This window comes from Marisediminitalea lipolytica, assembly GCF_001758465.1.
Classification (GTDB): Bacteria; Pseudomonadota; Gammaproteobacteria; order Enterobacterales; family Alteromonadaceae; genus Alteromonas; species Alteromonas lipolytica.
Map to the genome: position 1 here is coordinate 40128 of NZ_MJIC01000019.1, position 18137 is coordinate 58264.

At 49.9% G+C, this 18137-nt stretch carries 15 protein-coding genes; 6 read left to right on the forward strand and 9 right to left on the reverse strand.

The window, feature by feature from the left end:
* Positions 1-29: 29 nt before the first annotated feature.
* Together BFC17_RS20965 and BFC17_RS20970 are read left to right on the forward strand one after the other, a co-directional pair.
* Positions 30-1079, forward strand: coding sequence for an agmatine deiminase family protein (locus BFC17_RS20965; RefSeq protein WP_070178483.1), 1050 nt, complete (start codon positions 30-32; stop codon positions 1077-1079).
* Entirely contained in the window at positions 1072-1965 is an 894-nt protein-coding gene (locus BFC17_RS20970) for a carbon-nitrogen hydrolase (RefSeq protein WP_070178484.1), read from the forward strand. Before BFC17_RS20965 ends, BFC17_RS20970 begins: the two co-directional genes overlap by 8 nt.
* 5 nt (positions 1966-1970) lie before the next feature.
* Here the strand turns inward: BFC17_RS20970 and pdeM are convergent, their stop codons facing one another.
* Together pdeM and BFC17_RS20980 are read right to left on the reverse strand one after the other, a co-directional pair.
* Complete coding sequence (gene pdeM, locus BFC17_RS20975) at positions 1971-2696, reverse strand: ligase-associated DNA damage response endonuclease PdeM (protein WP_070178485.1); 726 nt, start codon at positions 2694-2696, stop codon at positions 1971-1973.
* 9 nt (positions 2697-2705) lie between these two features.
* Positions 2706-5162: a ligase-associated DNA damage response DEXH box helicase gene (locus BFC17_RS20980; protein ID WP_229681122.1), complete on the reverse strand. Its 2457-nt coding sequence runs from the start codon at positions 5160-5162 to the stop codon at positions 2706-2708.
* A gap of 136 nt (positions 5163-5298) precedes the next feature.
* Between BFC17_RS20980 and BFC17_RS20985 the strand changes: the two genes are divergently transcribed.
* Genes BFC17_RS20985 through BFC17_RS20995 form a run of 3 tightly spaced genes read left to right on the forward strand, consistent with a single transcriptional unit; the run spans position 5299 to position 8276 of the window.
* On the forward strand, positions 5299-5622 hold the full coding sequence (locus BFC17_RS20985; RefSeq protein WP_070178486.1) for a hypothetical protein: 324 nt from the start codon (positions 5299-5301) through the stop codon (positions 5620-5622).
* Positions 5623-5679: 57 nt separating this feature from the next.
* Entirely contained in the window at positions 5680-6702 is a 1023-nt protein-coding gene (locus BFC17_RS20990; RefSeq protein WP_070178487.1) for a ligase-associated DNA damage response exonuclease, read from the forward strand.
* Positions 6702-8276 (forward strand): cisplatin damage response ATP-dependent DNA ligase, encoded by a 1575-nt coding sequence (locus BFC17_RS20995; protein ID WP_070178488.1) that lies wholly within the window; start codon positions 6702-6704, stop codon positions 8274-8276. Before BFC17_RS20990 ends, BFC17_RS20995 begins: the two co-directional genes overlap by 1 nt.
* A 404-nt stretch (positions 8277-8680) precedes the next feature.
* On the opposite strand, the gene BFC17_RS21000 is transcribed toward BFC17_RS20995, so the two are convergent.
* Entirely contained in the window at positions 8681-9379 is a 699-nt protein-coding gene (locus tag BFC17_RS21000) for a PEP-CTERM sorting domain-containing protein (protein WP_070178489.1), read from the reverse strand.
* A gap of 728 nt (positions 9380-10107) precedes the next feature.
* On the opposite strand from BFC17_RS21000, the gene BFC17_RS21010 reads away from it, so the two are divergent.
* Positions 10108-12327 (forward strand): cytochrome c3 family protein, encoded by a 2220-nt coding sequence (locus BFC17_RS21010; protein WP_070178491.1) that lies wholly within the window; start codon positions 10108-10110, stop codon positions 12325-12327.
* A 372-nt stretch (positions 12328-12699) separates the two neighbouring features.
* Here the strand turns inward: BFC17_RS21010 and BFC17_RS21015 are convergent, their stop codons facing one another.
* The 6 genes from BFC17_RS21015 to tnpA form a co-directional block, all read right to left on the reverse strand.
* Positions 12700-13308 (reverse strand): glutathione S-transferase family protein, encoded by a 609-nt coding sequence (locus tag BFC17_RS21015; RefSeq protein WP_070178492.1) that lies wholly within the window; start codon positions 13306-13308, stop codon positions 12700-12702.
* Between the two features lie 53 nt (positions 13309-13361).
* The gene (gene ubiG / locus BFC17_RS21020) at positions 13362-14135 is read right to left on the reverse strand and encodes a bifunctional 2-polyprenyl-6-hydroxyphenol methylase/3-demethylubiquinol 3-O-methyltransferase UbiG (protein ID WP_070178499.1); all 774 of its coding nucleotides are present in this window, start codon (positions 14133-14135) and stop codon (positions 13362-13364) included.
* Positions 14136-14274: 139 nt separating this feature from the next.
* Positions 14275-14688 (reverse strand): DUF4112 domain-containing protein, encoded by a 414-nt coding sequence (locus tag BFC17_RS21025; RefSeq protein WP_070178493.1) that lies wholly within the window; start codon positions 14686-14688, stop codon positions 14275-14277.
* Positions 14685-15764, reverse strand: coding sequence for a ferrochelatase (gene hemH, locus BFC17_RS21030; RefSeq protein WP_070178494.1), 1080 nt, complete (start codon positions 15762-15764; stop codon positions 14685-14687). Before hemH ends, BFC17_RS21025 begins: the two co-directional genes overlap by 4 nt.
* A 66-nt stretch (positions 15765-15830) precedes the next feature.
* Positions 15831-17423: an AbgT family transporter gene (locus BFC17_RS21035; protein ID WP_070178495.1), complete on the reverse strand. Its 1593-nt coding sequence runs from the start codon at positions 17421-17423 to the stop codon at positions 15831-15833.
* A gap of 204 nt (positions 17424-17627) precedes the next feature.
* A complete protein-coding gene (tnpA, locus tag BFC17_RS21040) occupies positions 17628-18056 on the reverse strand; it encodes an IS200/IS605 family transposase (RefSeq protein ID WP_070174559.1) in 429 nt (142 codons plus the stop codon).
* Positions 18057-18137: the final 81 nt, after the last annotated feature.

Genomic DNA, 18137 nt, shown 5'->3' on the forward strand with positions numbered 1-18137 from the left:
CGATTTCAAACACTTAATCAGGAAACCACGTGACCACTTCACTCATTCCCGAATGGAAAGCCAGCGAAGCCATTATTCTGGCATGGCCTCACCAGGACACCGACTGGGCGCCCTGGCTGGAAGACGTCAGACAAACCTACCTGTCCATTATTCGCGTCATTAATGCGAGTCAGACTGGCGTAATCCTGCTGTGCCGTGAAGACGACATGGCCGATGTGGAGTCACGCCTGTTAAGTGACGCCAAAGTGATGTTGATTCAGGCCGACTATAACGATACCTGGGCCAGGGATTTTGCTTTTTTAAGCTGTGGCAGTACCGATGCTCCTTTCCCCGTAGAGTTTAGCTTTAACGGTTGGGGGAATAAATTTGATGCGAGCAAGGATAACGAAGTTAATAAACGCTACCTTGCGCCATTGTGTCGCGAACCGCTACGAACATCTTCCATCGTTGCAGAAGGTGGAGCATTGGAAATCGACGACAAGGGGAATCTGTTGTCGACGGCATCATGCCTGTTTAACCCTGAGCGCAACGGCGACATGCAAGCCGATGCTTACCAACAGGAATTTACCACCTACCTGGGTTGCTCAACGTTTACCATTTTTGAACATGGCCATTTAGAAGGTGATGACACCGATGGTCATATTGATACCCTGGTACGCTTTACCCCAACCGCAGGGTTGGTCATTCAGGCGGCAGAGAATCGTCCCGATGACAGCCATTATGAAGGATTAGCAGCACTGGTGCAGGAATGTGCTGCGGCCTTCCCGGATCATGAGTTGTATTTACTGCCACTACCAGCCATGTTTAACGAAGATGGCGACAGATTGCCGGCGTCTTACGCTAACTATTTAATCTGTAATCATACTGTTTTACTGCCGGTTTATGGTCAGCCGGAAGACAGCGATGCGGTAGCCGTGATGCAACAGGCATTCCCGCATCACGACATCGTGCCCGTTAATTGTGCCACACTGGTCCAACAGTTTGGCAGTCTGCACTGTATTTCGATGCAAGTGCCATGTAATACATTAACTACTGATGTCATCCATCAGTTAAATTCAGGAGTGACCCGTTATGTCTGAGCGCAAAATTAAGGTTGGACTGGTACAGCAGTCTGTCGCCGACAACGACAAAGCCACCAACTGGAATAAAAGCGCTGCAAGAATTGCCGAGCTGGCTGAACAGGGAGCAGAACTTATCCTGCTTCAGGAGTTGCACAGTACGCTGTATTTCTGCCAGAACGAAGATACCGATGCGTTTGATTTGGCCGAGCCAATTCCAGGCCCTGCCACTGACTTTTTCGGTGAAATTGCTGCAAAGCACAACATCGTGCTGGTAACGTCTTTGTTTGAAAAACGCGGCTCAGGGCTATATCACAACACCGCGGTGGTGTTTGATCGCAGCCGTGAAATTGCCGGGAAATACCGCAAAATGCACATTCCGGACGATCCGGGGTTTTACGAGAAGTTTTACTTTACGCCGGGGGATATGGGCTTTGAGCCAATCCAAACCAGCATAGGCAAGCTGGGCGTATTAGTGTGCTGGGATCAATGGTATCCGGAAGCCGCCCGTTTAATGGCCATGGCTGGTGCTGAAATTTTGTTTTACCCCACCGCCATTGGTTGGGATATGACAGACACAGAAGATGAACGTCTGCGTCAACACGATGCCTGGCATACCATTCAGCGTGCCCATGCAGTGGCTAACTCAGTGCCCGTAGTTGTGGCTAACCGGACCGGATTTGAAGCCTCTCCTACCGATGGCGATCCAGGGATCCAGTTCTGGGGGCAAAGTTTTGTTGCCGGGCCGCAGGGCGAAGTGCTGGCTCAGGCCAGCAGCGACAAGGAAGAAACCCTGTTAGTTGAGCTTGATATGACCCGCACCGAGCAGGTTAAGCGCATCTGGCCATATTTCCGCGACCGCCGAATCGACTACTATGGCGAAATCGTTAAACGCTGGCGCGACTAAAAAGCTTAACTCCCTTTCGGCAGCGCCAGCACGCGCTGCTCGCAAAGTAAGTAGCACTGGCGAGCCCTTTTGGGCGCCAGTGCGGTTAACACTCCATCTTCGATATTCAGCCCACCGGTATACTGCCCAAGCGCAGGTAGCAACATCAGGTTCTCAGTCGTCACTAACGCCTTGCCCCGAAAACGCCTTACCGGCGTAGTCAGCAGAGCCTTAGGGTGATAATGCCCGGCTATTTGTAAAGCATCAGATGTATCCGGAATATGCTGGCATTTTATCTGTTTTCCCCCGCGGGTTATCAGTATCAGGGTTTCGTCCCGGTGGCCTGGAATAGATGCCGGAATGGCAGGATCATGATTTCCCACCAGCCAGTTCCAGCACGGCACACTGGCAACGATTGTGTTTAATTGTTGCAAATCTTCGGGCAAAAGACGGCTAAATGCACCGATATCATGAAAACTATCACCCAGACAGAGCACTCGTTCAGGGCTGTAAGTCGTTATCAGTTCAGCTATGGTCTGCAACGTCGATTTTGAGTCATAACGCGGTATTGGTGAGGCATACTGAGAGAGAAAACTGCCCTTCTCAAAGTGCAGATCGGCGATTAACAGGCAATCCTGCTCAGGCCAGTAAACCGCCGCCCGATGATCAAGCAGCCACACACTTTCGCCAAAGCGAAAAGGCAGAACTTGTCTGGCGAGGATAAGAGGTTGCAGTTGAGATTCTGACAGCATAAAACTCAGTTAGGGTTGAGCCGAAGATAACAATTCACGCACTTCGTCCAGCATAGACTCCGCTTCGGCATAGAGTGCAGCCTGATCCAGCAGCGCTTGCTCACCAGCACCTTTTACCTGTTCGCTGCGTACATCCAGTACAATAGGAATAGCCATAGGAGACACCTTTGGTAAATCAATAAAATCAGTTTTACCGACAAATCGAATCAAAGTATCCGCTAATCGACGAAGATCAAGCAACTCTCTTTCTGCATCCTCACGCGCCACCTTTAGTAATATATGATCCGGCTCATATTGCCGCAGGGTATCGTAAATCAGGTCGGTGGAAAAGGTGACCTGCTTCATGGTCTTGCGGGTACTGTGATAGCGTTGTTCGGTAAGCCCGCTGACTATCGCCACCTGGCGAAACGAGCGTTTAAGCATTGGCGCATTCAGCATCCAGTCTTCCAGTTCGTCGCCCAGTATGTCCGGCTGGAACAGGCTGGCGATATGCGACTCATCAAGCGGCTTTAACGCGCAGACCGACAGGCCGTAATCGGTTACGCTAAAACTTAATGGCTTCAGACCGAGCTTTTCCATTCGGCGGGTGATCAACATACCCAGAGTCTGATTGGCCTTACGACCCTCAAAAGTATAATAGAGTGAATAATACGCCCGCCGGTATGGAAACTGCTCAATCAACACCTTATCCGGTGCCGGTATTTTTGAATACGCCTGTTGCAACGCCAGCCATTCCTGTACCTGTTGCGGTAGTGCCGACCAGTGCCCGGGTTGGTTAAGCAGCCGCCTGACACCATCCGCCAGGTAGGTAGACAGCGGTAGCTGACCGCCAACGTAACTGGGTATTTTCGGTTCTTTACCTTTATCCGGGCGGGCGTGCAGCTGCATATCACGGATCCCTTCGAAGCGCAGCATCTCGCCGGCAAATAAAAAGGTGTCACCCGGCGTAAGTTGTTGCGCGAAGTATTCTTCTACCTCACCAATAATTTTACCCTGATTGCCGCGCCTGATGCGTTTGACCTTAAGCTTGCCCGCCTCCACGATAGTGCCGATGTTTTGCCGGTGGCGTTGCACAACCCTCAAGCTGGCGGGTTTATAGCTGCCATCGTCCTGCTCTGTTAAGCGCTGGTAGCGCTCATAAGCTTGCAGCGCGTAGCCGCCATCCACACTGAATTGCCACAGCTGGTTAAATTCGTCCTCAGATAAGCCCTGATACGGCGCGGCATTAAGAATTTGCTGGTACAGCTCCTGCGGGGTTACTGCCGCCGAACAGGCACAATTAATAATAAACTGCGGAATGATGTCCATGGCACCGGATTGTACGCTGGCGCCATCCCGGGCCCCCTGTGCTATAGCATCGATTGCTGCCTGACACTCCAGTGCTTCAAACCGGTTTGCAGGCACCAACAGCGCCTGACTTGCCTCGTCAAACCGGTGATTAGCACGCCCGATACGCTGCAATAAACGGCTGACGCCTTTTGGCGCACCTACCTGAATAACCAGGTCTACATCGCCCCAATCAATCCCCAGTTCCAGTGCCGACGTGGTAACAATGGCCCGTAACTTCCCCGAAGCCATCATTTCTTCAGTTTTGCGCCGCTGCTCTTTACTTAACGAACCGTGATAAAGCGCGATGGGCAATACCTGGGAATTCTCTGACCACAGCAGTTGAAATAGCAACTCCGCCTGCGCCCGGGTGTTTACAAACACCAGCGTAGTCCCCGCCTTTGCGATGGTCTGGTAAATGTCAGCAATAGCATATTTCGCCATAAAGCCACCAAAGGGCATGCGCTGGGCTGACTGTAAAATTGCAATATTGGGTTTGGCCGTATCGGCGACTTCTAACAAGCCAACCGGCTCGCCGGTTGGCCCCAGCCAGCTGGCCACCAACGCCGGTTTTGCCACCGTGGCAGACAAACCGACCCGCAGATAGCCTGGAGCCAGTGTTTGCAGTCTCGCTAACGCCAGCGTTGTGAAATCACCGCGCTTATTGCCAATCAGGCTGTGAACTTCGTCGATAATGACATATTTAAGCCTGCCAAAGATTTTAGGTGCATCGGCGTAGGAGAGCATCAGCATCAGTGATTCGGGCGTAGTAAGCAAAATATGCGGCGGGCGTTTACGCTGGCGCTGGCGCTTGTGCGAGGGGGTATCGCCAGTTCGGGTTTCTACCGTTATCGGTAGCGTCATCTCCTCTATCGGGCGCAGCAGGTTACGGTGAATATCCTGGGTTAGCGCTTTTAAGGGCGAAATATACAAGGTATGCAGGTATTCAGCAGTTTCGTGCTGCATATCTACCAGCGCAGGTAAGAATCCCGACAGGGTTTTACCCGCCCCGGTGGGCGCAATAAGAAGTGTGGCCTGACCATCCCTGGCTCGCTCCAGCATAGTTTGTTGATAGGGCCGCACAGCCCAGCCCTGAGAAGCAAACCAGGCAGCGAATTCGGCAGGTAACAACGCGCTCAAAAATCCAGAAACCATAACGTAAAGTAAATAGTTAATACGCCGTTTTGCTAAAAGCGGTTTACTGGCCATAGCAGGAAACTCGCGAATGCGGGTATACTATTAACTCTGCTTACTACCAACCAGAAATCAGCGTGTCATGAGATTACCATTTACCGGGCTGCCTGCATTAGGCCTTTTGCTGCTGACTGCATGCTCAGAAGCTCAGTTGCCCACCATCGGACGAACCCTCGGTGATGTCCCTATGAGCCGGCTAATCAGTTTTGATAGCCAGCAAAAATGCTATCGCTTTTTAAAAAGTGTCGCCTTCGAAGCCCCCTTCGCCGACGGCATGGCATACCAGCAAAGCACCTGTCTGGCTAAAGACATTAAAGTCGGTCGTAAGACCATGGAAGAGGTATCTCAACTCCATGTTTCGCTCACCTCAGACGGCGAATATTATATTGTGAAAGGCGGCTACTGAGCCGTTATGCACAGCCCTGCGTAAAAGAAGCTCTATTGCCACAACACAGGAGCGCTTTTGCAAGCTGATCAATGGTTACAGCCCCGCGAGGAAGGGCTATATTGTGTGCCTGCCGATGCCTACATCGACCCAACCCGGCCGGTGACACTGGCTCTGATTACCCATGGTCATGCTGATCACGCAATCAGCGGTCACCAGCAGGTAATTACCACAGCGCAAACACTGGCTATTATGCATACCCGCTATGGCAATGATATGGCGCAGAGAACCCGGGCGATGGAGTACCAACAAACTTTTTGCCTGGGCAGCGAAGACGACCCGGTCCTTTGCACTTTTTTTCCTGCTGGCCATATTCTTGGCTCGGCACAGATTCTGCTGACGTACCGGCAGACCAGAGTGGTTATTTCCGGCGACTACAAGCGTCAGCCCGACCCAACCTGCCCGCCTTTTCAGGCCATACCCTGTGACGTATTTATCACCGAGGCAACCTTTGCCTTACCGGTATTCCGGCATCCACCTATCGAACAGGAATGTCAGAAGCTCTTACAGTCACTGGCACTGTTTCCTGAGCGTTGTCATTTAGTGGGCGTGTATGCTCTGGGTAAATGTCAGCGCATGATCCTAGGACTGCGGGCGCTTGGCTATGATGAACCACTATATTTGCACGGTGCTCAGCGCAAGTTGTGTGATTTATACCAACAACAGGGCATTAAACTGGGCACGCTGACTGACGTAAGCGATGTGGCAGATAAAACACAGCTAGCCGGTAAAATTGTACTGGCACCGCCTTCTGCGCTGAGCGACCGCTGGTCACGTTCGTTACCACAAGTACGCAAAGCCATGGCTTCGGGCTGGATGCAAATTCGTGCCCGGGCCCACCAGCGCCAGGTAGAACTGCCGCTGGTAGTCTCAGACCATTGTGACTGGCAGGCGCTGCTCGACACCATCGCCGAGGTCAATCCGGGCGAAGTCTGGATAACCCATGGCCGCGAAGATGCGCTGCTTCATCAGCTAACCAAACAAGGTGTCAGAGCGAGGGCGCTGTCCCTGATAGGCTATGACGAGGATGCAACGGACTAATGAAAGCGTTTAGCGAACTCCTCCAGCAACTGTATTTTACCAGCAGCAATAATGAAAAAAGCCGACTGCTGCGTCATTACCTGAAAACAACGCCCGATCCCGATCGCGGCTGGGCCATTGCCGCACTGGCGGGCACATTGAAATTTGAATTTTTTAAACGCAATGCAGTAAAGACGCTGATGCTGGAACGGGTAGACCCCGAACTTTTTGCCATGAGTTATGACTATGTCGGCGAAATGAGTGAAACCGTCGCGCATCTGTGGCCGGATGCATCAGCACCGGTGGAACTACCGTCACTGACCACGCTGATTCATCAGTTTAACCAGGCTAAGCGGGACGAGGTTAAAGTATTACTTAACCACTATCTGTCTGGCATGACAGCAGAACAACGCTGGTCACTGCTTAAGTTGGGAACCCGGGGCCTTCGGGTTGGCCTTTCGGCGCGCAGCGTCAAGCGCATTCTGGCCGACTACGGCAACAAGGAAGTCAGCGAAATTGAAACCCTCTGGCATGCCCTTGAGCCACCTTATACTTCGCTGTTTGACTGGCTGGAAGGTCGCGCTGACAAACCGGATATAACCGGCGCAGTCACTTTTCATCCGGTTATGCTGTCTCATCCGTTGCCTGAAGATGCTATTTCCCGGCTCTCGGCAGCAGACTGGCAGGTTGAATACAAATACGATGGAATTCGTGTGCAGTGGGTGTGCACTGAACAGGGCAAAGCACTTTACAGTCGTACCGGTGACGATATCAGTGACGCCTTTGCAGATGTGCTGACAGCAACGGATATCCAGGGGGTTATAGATGGCGAATTACTGATCATAAACAACGGTCAAATCGACACATTCAATGCTTTACAGCAGCGCTTAAACCGTAAGAAACCCTCAGCAAAACTCATGCGGGAGCGCCCTGCCGGGTTGGTAGTTTATGACATTCTCCACGATGGCAATAAGGACGTGACGGCTTTATCACTGCAGGAAAGGCGCAACATACTGCAACAGTGGCTGTCAGCAGCAGACAATCACAAGTTAATTTTGTCGCCGGTACTGCCGGTGCACAACCTCGATGAACTGCAACTGGCATACAAAGCCGCCTCGGCTGATCAGGGAGTGGAAGGGCTGATGCTCAAGCGCAAAGACAGCCTCTATCAGCCGGGCCGTCCTGTGGGTCAGTGGTATAAGTGGAAGCGTGAAGCCCGGCATCTGGATGCGGTTATTATGTATGCCCAGCGCGGTCATGGTAAGCGCTCAAGCTACTATTCAGATTTTACTTTTGGCGTTTGGCAAGGCGATACACTGCTGCCCATCGGCAAAGCCTACTCGGGCTTTACCGATGAAGAACTAAAAAAGCTGGATAACTGGGTGCGGCGCAACGCCACTGGCCGCTTTGGTCCGGTGCGGGAAGTCCAGAAGACACTGGTAGTGGAAGTGGCATTTGATGCTATTCATCCTTCGAGCCGACACAAATCCGGCGTAGCCCTGCGCTTTCCGCGCATTCACCGGATCCGTTGGGATAAGCCCGCCAGTGAAGCCGACACCCTGGAGAATGCGCGCCGACTCATTATTGAAACCTAAACACATAGCGTGATAGCTGGCACTTTTTCCTATTTTTGCCAGGATGATTTATAGGCATTTAACTCATGGACACCGGTGACTCAATGACACAGCAGGCAACCAGAGAAAACGGTTTTGAATTCAATATGGGTAAAGGATCGTATCAGCTAACCCTTTCTGACTCTTCACGGAGCACAGTAAGACGGTTTTTGATTAGTCAGAGGATGTGAATAAAGGAAATCAAAGGCAGCATCAGACGTCTTGGGAAAAGCCTGTACCATGACACGAGCGAATCGACGGAACAGACTTCCTTAAAGAAACCTGCAGTCAGATTAACTGAAGATTAATCACCCACCAGCTAACTAAGAGTTGCACTGATGGGCAGGTATTTTAATGGATTACAGTTTATGAATAACCAGATGCTCTTATGCTTGTCTTTTTTTGCGCTTTGCACTTACCAGTAACCCCAGACCGAAAAGGCTGAGTACGCCCGGTGCAGGAACCGGTGTTTGTGGCTCTGTTGAAGCTACATTAAGCGTCAGGGACGCATTATCAACATAAGCCCCTGAGTTTTTGGTTAAGGAATGCAACCCAAAAGCCACAAAGCGGGTATTTACATCCAGGGAAATTGACGTATAGGAGACCTGCTCCCAGGTAGACTCATCAGCATCTGTGGCGTTGCCAAAGTTATCGAATAATTTTGTTGTATAACCACTCAAACTACCGGAGAAAGCAGGTAAACTCCAAAAGGACAGTCCAAGTCCACTTACCATGCCAGCAGAATTAAAATAAGCAGAATAATCGATAGTTGCAGTACCTGCGTCAATCTCTGTAGCCCATGCAGAAACATCTATAATCTGGTAAGTGTCATGGTTACCGCCAATCAGGTTATTGCCTAAAAATTTGTACATCCCGGAGCCAGATAGTGGATTCACACCAGACTCGGCACTAACAATAGAAAAACCATCGCCACTCCACTGCCCGATACTTACTAATGGTATCGGCCATTCAGTATTTTTCGTGGTTGTAGCCTCAAAACCACCATCGCTTAGAATTTCTATTGGTGTTGCGACTGCAAAAAAAGAGACAAAATATAGTACGGAAAGCAATATGACTTTTTGCATGATTAATACATCCTCATTGTTTTATTTTCAACCTATGCATTTGCCATTAATACATTTTTCGCGCCAACTTTAAAATTAACTTTTATTCAAGCATTTGTAACCGTATAAAAAAACAAACCTCATAGACTGTAAAGAAAATCGACACGCTACCTTAAGAAAAAATTAACAACTAATTTGTATAAATCGGACAGTCATTTTTTCCTTTTTTAATCAGTTTGCGATGACAGTAAATAGTAAGTATCAGTCCGACAAGCCCACCTACCGCTTAGCAAACTGCCATGGTAGCAGTAACTCGACGACTTCAAAGCTACCTGTCAATAGGGCCTTGATGAACGGCTACGTACCAGAAAAGGTATTGCAATGTCACGCTCGATGAGATTAGCTCTTTCTGGATATTCGGCAATTCTGTGGCTGATGACGTCAACTAAACGCTTAATATTCACATGACCAGGGGCTTTGACACGTTCGAATTTAGACACACCTCGCTCTTGCGCAATAACGTCCTCAAGGAAGAGCATTTTTTACCCTGCTAATTAAACTGCTCCGATTATGGTTGTTTTTAGTCCACCAAAGCGGGGAGCGGTTATTGAGGGAAATAATAACTTTAAGGCACTTGTTTATCTCCCGCCTATCGTAGGTTGAAAACCAGTCGGATACATGCAATAAAGCCTGTCTGATATCTACTGCGTTTTGGTCTGGAGCACATCATAAAATCCTTTTTTAACGGGTTGTTACTTACCCTGCTACTTTTTCTTGCGGAGACGACGGGCCTGGTAAATGCAAACGAAAATTACGTTGGCGCTCAAACGTGTATTGCATGTCATCAGCAGCAAGGCGAAGCCTGGCGAAACTCCGACCATTTTAAGAGTATGCAACCGGCTCAACAGGAATTTGTTTTAGGTGATTTTTCAAATGTAACCTTCAGTTTCGGCCGCCGCACGTCCCGCTTCTTTGCCCGCGACGGAAAATACTTTATCGAAACGCTGGACGCTGAGGGAAAACAAACAACATTTCAGGTGCGTTACACCTTTGGTTACGAGCCACTACAGCAGTATTTACTGCAAACCGGGGGCGGGCGTTTACAAGCTTTTGATGTCGCCTGGGACAGTCGTCCGGCTTCACAAGGTGGCCAACGGTGGTTCCAGTTACAGGATGAGAACGTTACCGACCCGGAACATCCTTTTTTCTGGAGTGGCTATTATCAAAATTGGAACAGCCGCTGCGCTGCCTGTCACACTACCGATTTTAACAAGCACTACGATAGTCAAACCAATCAGTTTCAATCTACCTGGAGCGACATTAATGTAGCCTGCGAAAGCTGCCACGGCCCAGGTAAAGCACACACAGAGCATATCCGTAATCACACTTTCTCCCCCGCTCATACCGGACTGCAGGAGTTAGGCAAACAACTGACTTTCCATTTAGTTGACGGTGATCCAATTGCCCGGGCGGCAGAAACAATGCAGCAACCATCACTGGCCCTGGAAACCTGTGGCGCTTGTCACAGTCGTCGGGCAGACTTACAAGCTGCCGTCTCCTCCGCACCGTTTCATCAGCAATTTCAGCTCGAGGGTATAACGGAGCCAAACTATTTCAGTGATGGTCAGATACAGGATGAAGTGTTTGTCCTGGGCTCTTTTTTGCAAAGCAAAATGGCTGAAGCCGGCGTTACCTGTACCAACTGCCACGATCCGCATACCGGTCAAACCAAGCTACCCGGTGCGCAGATTTGTAACACCTGCCATGCGCCGGCGGTATTTGCTCAACCTCAGCACACTAATGGTCATGCACAAGCCAACTGTCTGGATTGTCATATGCCGCAACGTGTTTACATGGGTGTTGATGCGCGCCGGGACCATCGTTTTCATCGCCCTGGTATTAAACATCCAAACAGCAGCGCTCCCTGTAAAGTCTGTCATGTTGATGAGTCTGACGACTGGCTACACCAAGCATTAACAGCCTGGCCCAAACGGGACGGAGCGTCAGCGGATACGCTGGGCGACTGGGCCGCACTAAACCAACGACTCGCTGAATTTGACAGCACGGCAATAAATGATGCACTTACTTTTCTCAACCGTAATGCCTTACCGTCATTGGAAAAAGCGGCGCTTATTGAAAAAATGGTCGTCATCGCACCTGAGCGTACAACAGACAGCATTACAAGTCTGGCCAGCAACCAGGACCCTGTTGCCAGGCAAAGCGCCGCTCGCGCTGCGGCCGGCTTACCTTTGACTCTGAGCTACCCGATTTTGCTCAAATTGAGTCAGGATCCGGTTAAATCGGTACGTGCCGTAGTGGCCGGTACTATTCTGACTGTCGCGCCTGAATGGTTCATCAAAGCTCCTCCACTAACAGCACTATTAGAGGAATATCAGCAGGTTTTACGAGGCACGCAGGATAACCCCGGCGCTAACCTTGGCCTGGCTCACATCGCACAGTTTCAACAGGACATCCCCGCGGCGATAAACGCCTATGAGCAAGCCCTTAGAATAGATCCACAATATATTCCGGGCTTACTTAGCTATGCCGATTTTCTGCGCCGTTTGGGTAATGAAGACCAAGCCAGGCATCAGCTTGAGCTCGCTTTACGCTACGGCAAAGAACTCGGCGCAGTGCAGTTTGCTTATGGATTACTAAAAATCCGCGAGCAAGCTTATGCTGCAGCGTTGCCATTTCTGGCTAAGGCAGCGAGTACAAAGGACGCGTTACCACGGTATGCCTTTGTTTATGCAGTGGCATTATGGCAACAACAAAGCCGCCAGCAGGCCGTCGAAGTACTGGCTAGTGCCGCGACTCGCTGGCCCGGTGACTACGACTTGCTGCAGACCTGGGCTAAGTATGCTTACCAGCTTCGTGACGTAACGTCATTACAGCAAGCGGTAAAAGCCTTTGGACAACATTATCCGGATGATAAGACCTACCGGCAGCTGAAAAAGATAGTTAAATAACGATTTGATGGTCAGGAAGACGTAAGACTTAGGGCCTGATACTTTACTGCAATAAAGCTTCCCGGGAATATACTTTTACCTTAGCACTCAAAGAGCAGACCAACCGCTACCTAATTCTCATTTTGTGGCGCAGCAAACCACGTATGCTATTTACTGTTACTCATACCGAGTTTTAGGTTTGGCTAAGTGGTTTCTGATGTATTGATAAGGACCCACCCTTACATCAATCGAGAAAACGTAGTAGTAAAGTGTTTGTTGTTCTCAAGGGGCTGCTTAGTCTTTTTGTCTGCGAGCTGCTGGTCAGCAATAGATGTCTTTACCAGCAGCTCATTCGGAGTGGCTACAACATATCAATGAGGCAGACCTGATTCATCAGGCCTGGGCACTGGGTCGGGAACTTACCTCGGCATACCAACGCTGCAGATTGGTTTGGTTTTCACCAATGCGAATTTTTACCACGCGAGCAAAGTCGATAGCGCACAAGGCAATAATGTCGGCTATCGAGAACTGCTCACCAGCAATAAATTTCGTCGTCGCGAGCTGTTGTTCAAGTACATCTAAAAAAGCCACCGCGTCTTTTCCGGCGACCTCACCGTACTCAGCAACCGGCGTCATCCGATCACTAAAATAGCCGGTAGTGTGCTGAAAACAATGAACCACAGTTTGCATAAGACACAAATCCACCCGCCGTTGCCACATTGCGATTACCCCTTTTTCTAAAGGAGTAGAGCCCATTAACGGCGGTTCGGGATATACCGCTTCAAGGTAAGCGCAAATGGCGTCGCTTTCGCTGATACAAGTACCGTCATCTAATTCCAGAATAGGTATTTTGGCAGTCGGGTTTTTCGCCCGCATTTCAGGCGACAGGTTTTGCCCGCCTTTCAAATCAATTTGAACGCTGTCGACCTCGACGCCCTTTTCCGCCAAAAATATGCGAACGCGTCGAGGATTGGGGGCTGTTTTCGTATCGTAAAGTTTCATTCTGTTCACCTGATTCCGGGAGTGTTTTTAGCCTAATGGAATTGGTGATTAAATCAACTGACAAATTTGCGACGATACACCTGAATATAGTTAACCGCTAAAGAATGAGACAGTCGCCATTTGCCGGTTAACGGGTTCAGTTTCATACCCGTCTCACTGACTAGTTCAAATGCCATTGGCGCCAGCCATTGCGCCATCTCTGATGGTTTAACGAACATTTTCCAGTCGTGTGTGCCTACCGGTAGATAGCGCATTACATATTCAGCACCAAGTATGGCAATAAACCAGGAGAGCAGCGTGCGGTTAAGCGTTGCCAGAACCAGTGTGCCGTCTGGCTTTAACAAACTGGCGCACTGGCTTATTAAACTGGCCTGGTCCGGAACGTGTTCAACAACCTCCGCATTGATCACAACATCAAACCGCCAGTCTTGCTTAAGTAAATCGGTGGTCAGGCAGTGGCGATAGTCTATGTCCAGTCCGGATTGTGCCGCGTGTCGCCTCGCCACCTCAATACTGGTGGCGCTGGCGTCAATACCGGTTACCCTGGCACCTTTTGCTGCCAACGCCTCGCTTATCAGACCGCCGCCACAGCCCACATCCAGCAGGCTCAGGCCACGTAAACAGTCTTTATCCTCTGGATTACGGCCGTGGCAACGGGCCAGCTGATGAAGGATGTAGCCGGTGCGTGCGGCATTAAACGCCAGCGCCGTTTTATATTTACCCTCAGGATCCCACCAGCTTTCAGCCAGCGCATCAAAACGGGCTATCTCTTCAGCCGAGACATTCTCCTGCCGCAACTCGCCACTTTTTTTACTTTTATCCAGCATCGTTTTTATTATTTTCAGTTTCTGCAGAAAAGGTCTGGCCGTATAAAACAGCCAGCGCACGGGTAACACTACCAGTAACTACGTAGAATGGACAAAATGGTTTAGTTTAAAGCCAGCACCAACGGCAATATGCTGGCCTTTATTGTGCGGCTTTCCAGTTATCCAGCAATTCCCGGGCGCGCTGGTCTATGGCTGCTTTGTTATTGCTAACCCAGTACTTTTCCATTATTCGCACGTTGGCCTGATTAGCTTTGTAGAAAAAGTCGGCAATGTCACCGACCACGGGAATAAACCCCAGGCCAAAGTCCAGTAAGCAATTGCGGAGCATTACTTTAAGCAGGCCGCGAGGCAGCCCTAATTGCTTACCCAGGTGCACGATACGCAGAGAAACCAGCAACATAATGACATCACCAGCGCCGGGGATTAGCCCCACCAGTGCATCCAAGCCAATGCGAAAGTTGATCACCGGGATCCTGATAGAGGTATCCAGCAAATTTGCCAGTTTTTGTGCTTTCAGCAGAGGTTTGGGTGCTACGCCGGTGTAATCGGTCATCTGGAACATCCATGTTTACTGGCCAGTTCAGCTCGCTGTTGAACATTCAGGTCAACCTGCCAGCCATGCAGGTTTTCCTTTACGAGATCGAACAGCATCTTAATATGCGCAGGTTCACTGTTTAGCGCCGGAATATACTCATAACGCTCACCGCCCGCTTCCATAAAATAATCACGGTTTTCTTCGCCTATCTCTTCGATAGTTTCCAGACAATCAGCAGAGAATCCGGGGCATACCACCTGTACCGATTTAACCCCTTCCGCCGGCAAGGCTTTCAGGGTTTCGTCAGTATAAGGCTTAAGCCACTCTTCACGACCAAAGCGTGACTGAAAGGTGGTCATATACTCACCACTTTGCATGCCCAGTTCTTCGGCTATCAGTCGTGATGTTTTTAAACATTCGCAGTGATACGGGTCACCATTCAGCAAGTAACGCTTTGGCACACCATGGTAAGACAAAATGAGTCTGTCGGCTCTACCATAGGCATCCCAATGCTGACGAATGCTGTCAGCCACCGCTTTTATATAGCCCGGCCGGTCGTGGTAATGACTCACAAAACGAAAATCCGGTAACCAGCGACGCTTAACAAAATCACTGGCGATAGCATCAAAGGTAGAGCCCACCGTTGAAGCACTGTACTGCGGATACAACGGAACAACCAACAGTTTACGCACCCCGTTTGCCAGCATCTTTTCGATTACTTTGTTCACAGCCGGCTCGCCGTAACGCATGGCGTAGTCCACCACCACGTTGTCGCCGAACTCGCGCTCACAGCGCTCAGCCAGAGCCCTGGCCTGCGCCTTGGTGTGTACCATCAGCGGTGAGCCGTCTTCTGACCACACAGAGGCGTATGCCTGCGCAGAACGTTTGGGACGGATGTTTAGTATGATGCCGTTGAGAATAAACCACCAGATTAAACGGGGGACTTCAACCACCCGGGGATCCGATAAAAACTCCTTCAGGTACGGTTTTAGTGCAGCCTTAGTAGGCGCTTCAGGTGTCCCCAGGTTAGTGATCACCACACCAATTTTATCTGCCTGTTGATGGCTAAAACCCGCGTTACCGGCATACTTCATAAATAACGAATCTCAGTTAAAAAAGATAAACAGCTACTAATACGTGTTTATTACTAAATTGGACTGTCAGGGCTGATAATAAGTTGCCGCACCCGGTCCAACTGGCATACCCAGTACAAACACCCATAAATAAAATAACAAAGTCCAGCCGACAATAAATACCATGGAATAGGGCAACATCATCGCAATCAGGGTTCCCATACCAACGTCTTTTTTATACTTGGCGGCCATCGCCATGATTAAACCAAAGTAACTCATCATAGGCGAAATAACGTTAGTAACCGAGTCGCCAATGCGATAAGCAGCCTGAATCACTTCCGGCGCAAAACCAATCAGCATTAACATGGGGACAAATATCGGCGCAGTCACCGCCCATTGTGCCGACGCGCTGCCAAGCGACAAATTGACCAGGCCACACATGGCGATAAACAGGATAAAGACCTCAGGCCCATCCAGCCCCAGATGTTGCAACAGCGCGGCACCCTCAACCGCTAACACGGTGCCAAGATTGGTCCATTTAAAAAACGCCACAAATTGCGCGGCAAAGAAAACCAAAGTGATATACAGCCCCAGTGAACTCATACTTTTTGCCATGGCGTTAATAATATCGCGGTCATTTTTCATTGAACCGGAAATGCGGCCGTAGACAAAACCGGGCACAGCAAAGGTGATAAAAATAAACGCAACAATCCCTTTTAAGAAAGGTGATCCGGCAACAGCCCCCGTCTCAGGATGCCGTAAGATGCCATTCTCAGGCACAATGGTCAGCGCTAAAATGGCGCACACCACCACAAATGAAATACCGGCCCATTTCAAGGCTTTCATTTCCAACGCGTTGGGCGCTTCCATTTTCTGGCCATCCAGCTTTTCTGAGGCTTCGCTGGCATCGTAGACCCCCAGTCTTGGCTCAACAATTTTCTCGGTCACCAGGGTGCCCATAAGCGCAATCAGGAAGGTACTGATAAACATAAAGTACCAGTTAACTTCAGGCCCTACCGTATAGTCGGGATCGATCATATGCGCCGCAGCTTCGGTAATGCCGGAAAGCAGCGGATCCACCGTACCGAGTAATAAGTTGGCACTGTAGCCAGCAGACACACCGGCAAACGCCGCCGCCAGACCAGCCAGAGGATGACGGCCAAGGGCATGAAAAATTATCGCGGCCAGAGGAATAAGTACCACATAGCCCAATTCAGAAGCCGTGTTTGAAATGATCCCGGCAAACACAATGGCAAAGGTCACCATACGCTTTGAAGCATTCATTACCAGCGAACGCATTGCCGCAGATAACAGCCCGGAATGTTCGGCAACCGATACCCCAAGCAATGCCACCAGAACGGTGCCCAATGGCGCAAAGCCGGTAAAATTGGTCACTAAGCCGGTCACAATTCGTTGTAATCCCTCAGCGCTTAGCAACGAGATAACTTCGATGGTGCCATCAGGAGCCCGCCCTTTAGCCCCCTCAGGCCGTGGATCAGCTACAGCGACATCAAAGTAACCAAGGATTCCGCTTAAAATTACGATGCCGACTGCAAGCATGGCAAACAGCGTTACCGGATGAGGAAGGAGGTTTCCCAGCCATTCTACCGTGGCGAGAAAGCGTGCAAACCAGCCTTTATTATTGCCGGCTGATGATGGATTCGTTTTTTCTGTCAAAATGTATCCTCTGCCTTTCTTATTATACGGCGGTCCTGGCCGTTAAAAGTTGAGAGTGTTGTTATCCACCGAATACCTGTAGTGGTTTCGGCATTTATTATTTAAGGCGGCAGTTTACCTTAAATAGACACTATTTGGCAGCATTGGCCGCTTTTAGCGGCAAATTACAGACATAGATTCCCCCGGGCATGCCCGGGGTTCTTTCTGTTACAGCTCCATTCGGAGCTGATCTGAATCCTTCCGACCTTGATGCTCAACGTAGTTCCGTATTGTGTGCTCGTCTAAGCCTACGCTGCTTACAAAGTAACCCGGCGACCAAACAATATTTTCATTCCAATAGACCTTTCCTAGCCATTTGAATGTCTTTCTCATGTTTGACGCTGACTGGGCTTTGAGTTTACCCATCACTTCTGCTATCGAGTATTTCGGTGGAATGACCATCAACATGTGCATATGGTCATTATCAAAGCCCATTCGCTCTATCGTTACGCCGGGCATACTTCGAAGCAGCTTCGGCAACACTTTGCGCAAATACTCCACGACGAAAGGCTTCAGTATCCGACGCCTGTATTTGGTTACCCAGACGACGTGATATTGAAGTCTATATAGACCATGTGATGAGACTCGAACTTCCATCTTCGTAGCATACAGGCCTCGGACTCATTCATCCACGGGTAAACCCGTGGTGTTCTGTCGCTTCGCGACCGGTCACATAAA

Coding starts and splice junctions, on each gene's coding strand:
- BFC17_RS20970 (WP_070178484.1), top strand. CDS start 1,072: ATGTCTGAGCGCAAAATTAAGGTTGGACTGGTACAGCAGTCTGTCGCC.
- BFC17_RS21000 (WP_070178489.1), bottom strand. CDS start 9,379: ATGCAAAAAGTCATATTGCTTTCCGTACTATATTTTGTCTCTTTTTTT.
- hemH (WP_070178494.1), bottom strand. CDS start 15,764: ATGAAGTATGCCGGTAACGCGGGTTTTAGCCATCAACAGGCAGATAAA.
- tnpA (WP_070174559.1), bottom strand. CDS start 18,056: ATGGAAGTTCGAGTCTCATCACATGGTCTATATAGACTTCAATATCAC.
- BFC17_RS20985 (WP_070178486.1), top strand. CDS start 5,299: ATGAGATTACCATTTACCGGGCTGCCTGCATTAGGCCTTTTGCTGCTG.
- pdeM (WP_070178485.1), bottom strand. CDS start 2,696: ATGCTGTCAGAATCTCAACTGCAACCTCTTATCCTCGCCAGACAAGTT.
- BFC17_RS20995 (WP_070178488.1), top strand. CDS start 6,702: ATGAAAGCGTTTAGCGAACTCCTCCAGCAACTGTATTTTACCAGCAGC.
- BFC17_RS21025 (WP_070178493.1), bottom strand. CDS start 14,688: ATGACCGATTACACCGGCGTAGCACCCAAACCTCTGCTGAAAGCACAA.
- ubiG (WP_070178499.1), bottom strand. CDS start 14,135: ATGCTGGATAAAAGTAAAAAAAGTGGCGAGTTGCGGCAGGAGAATGTC.
- BFC17_RS21015 (WP_070178492.1), bottom strand. CDS start 13,308: ATGAAACTTTACGATACGAAAACAGCCCCCAATCCTCGACGCGTTCGC.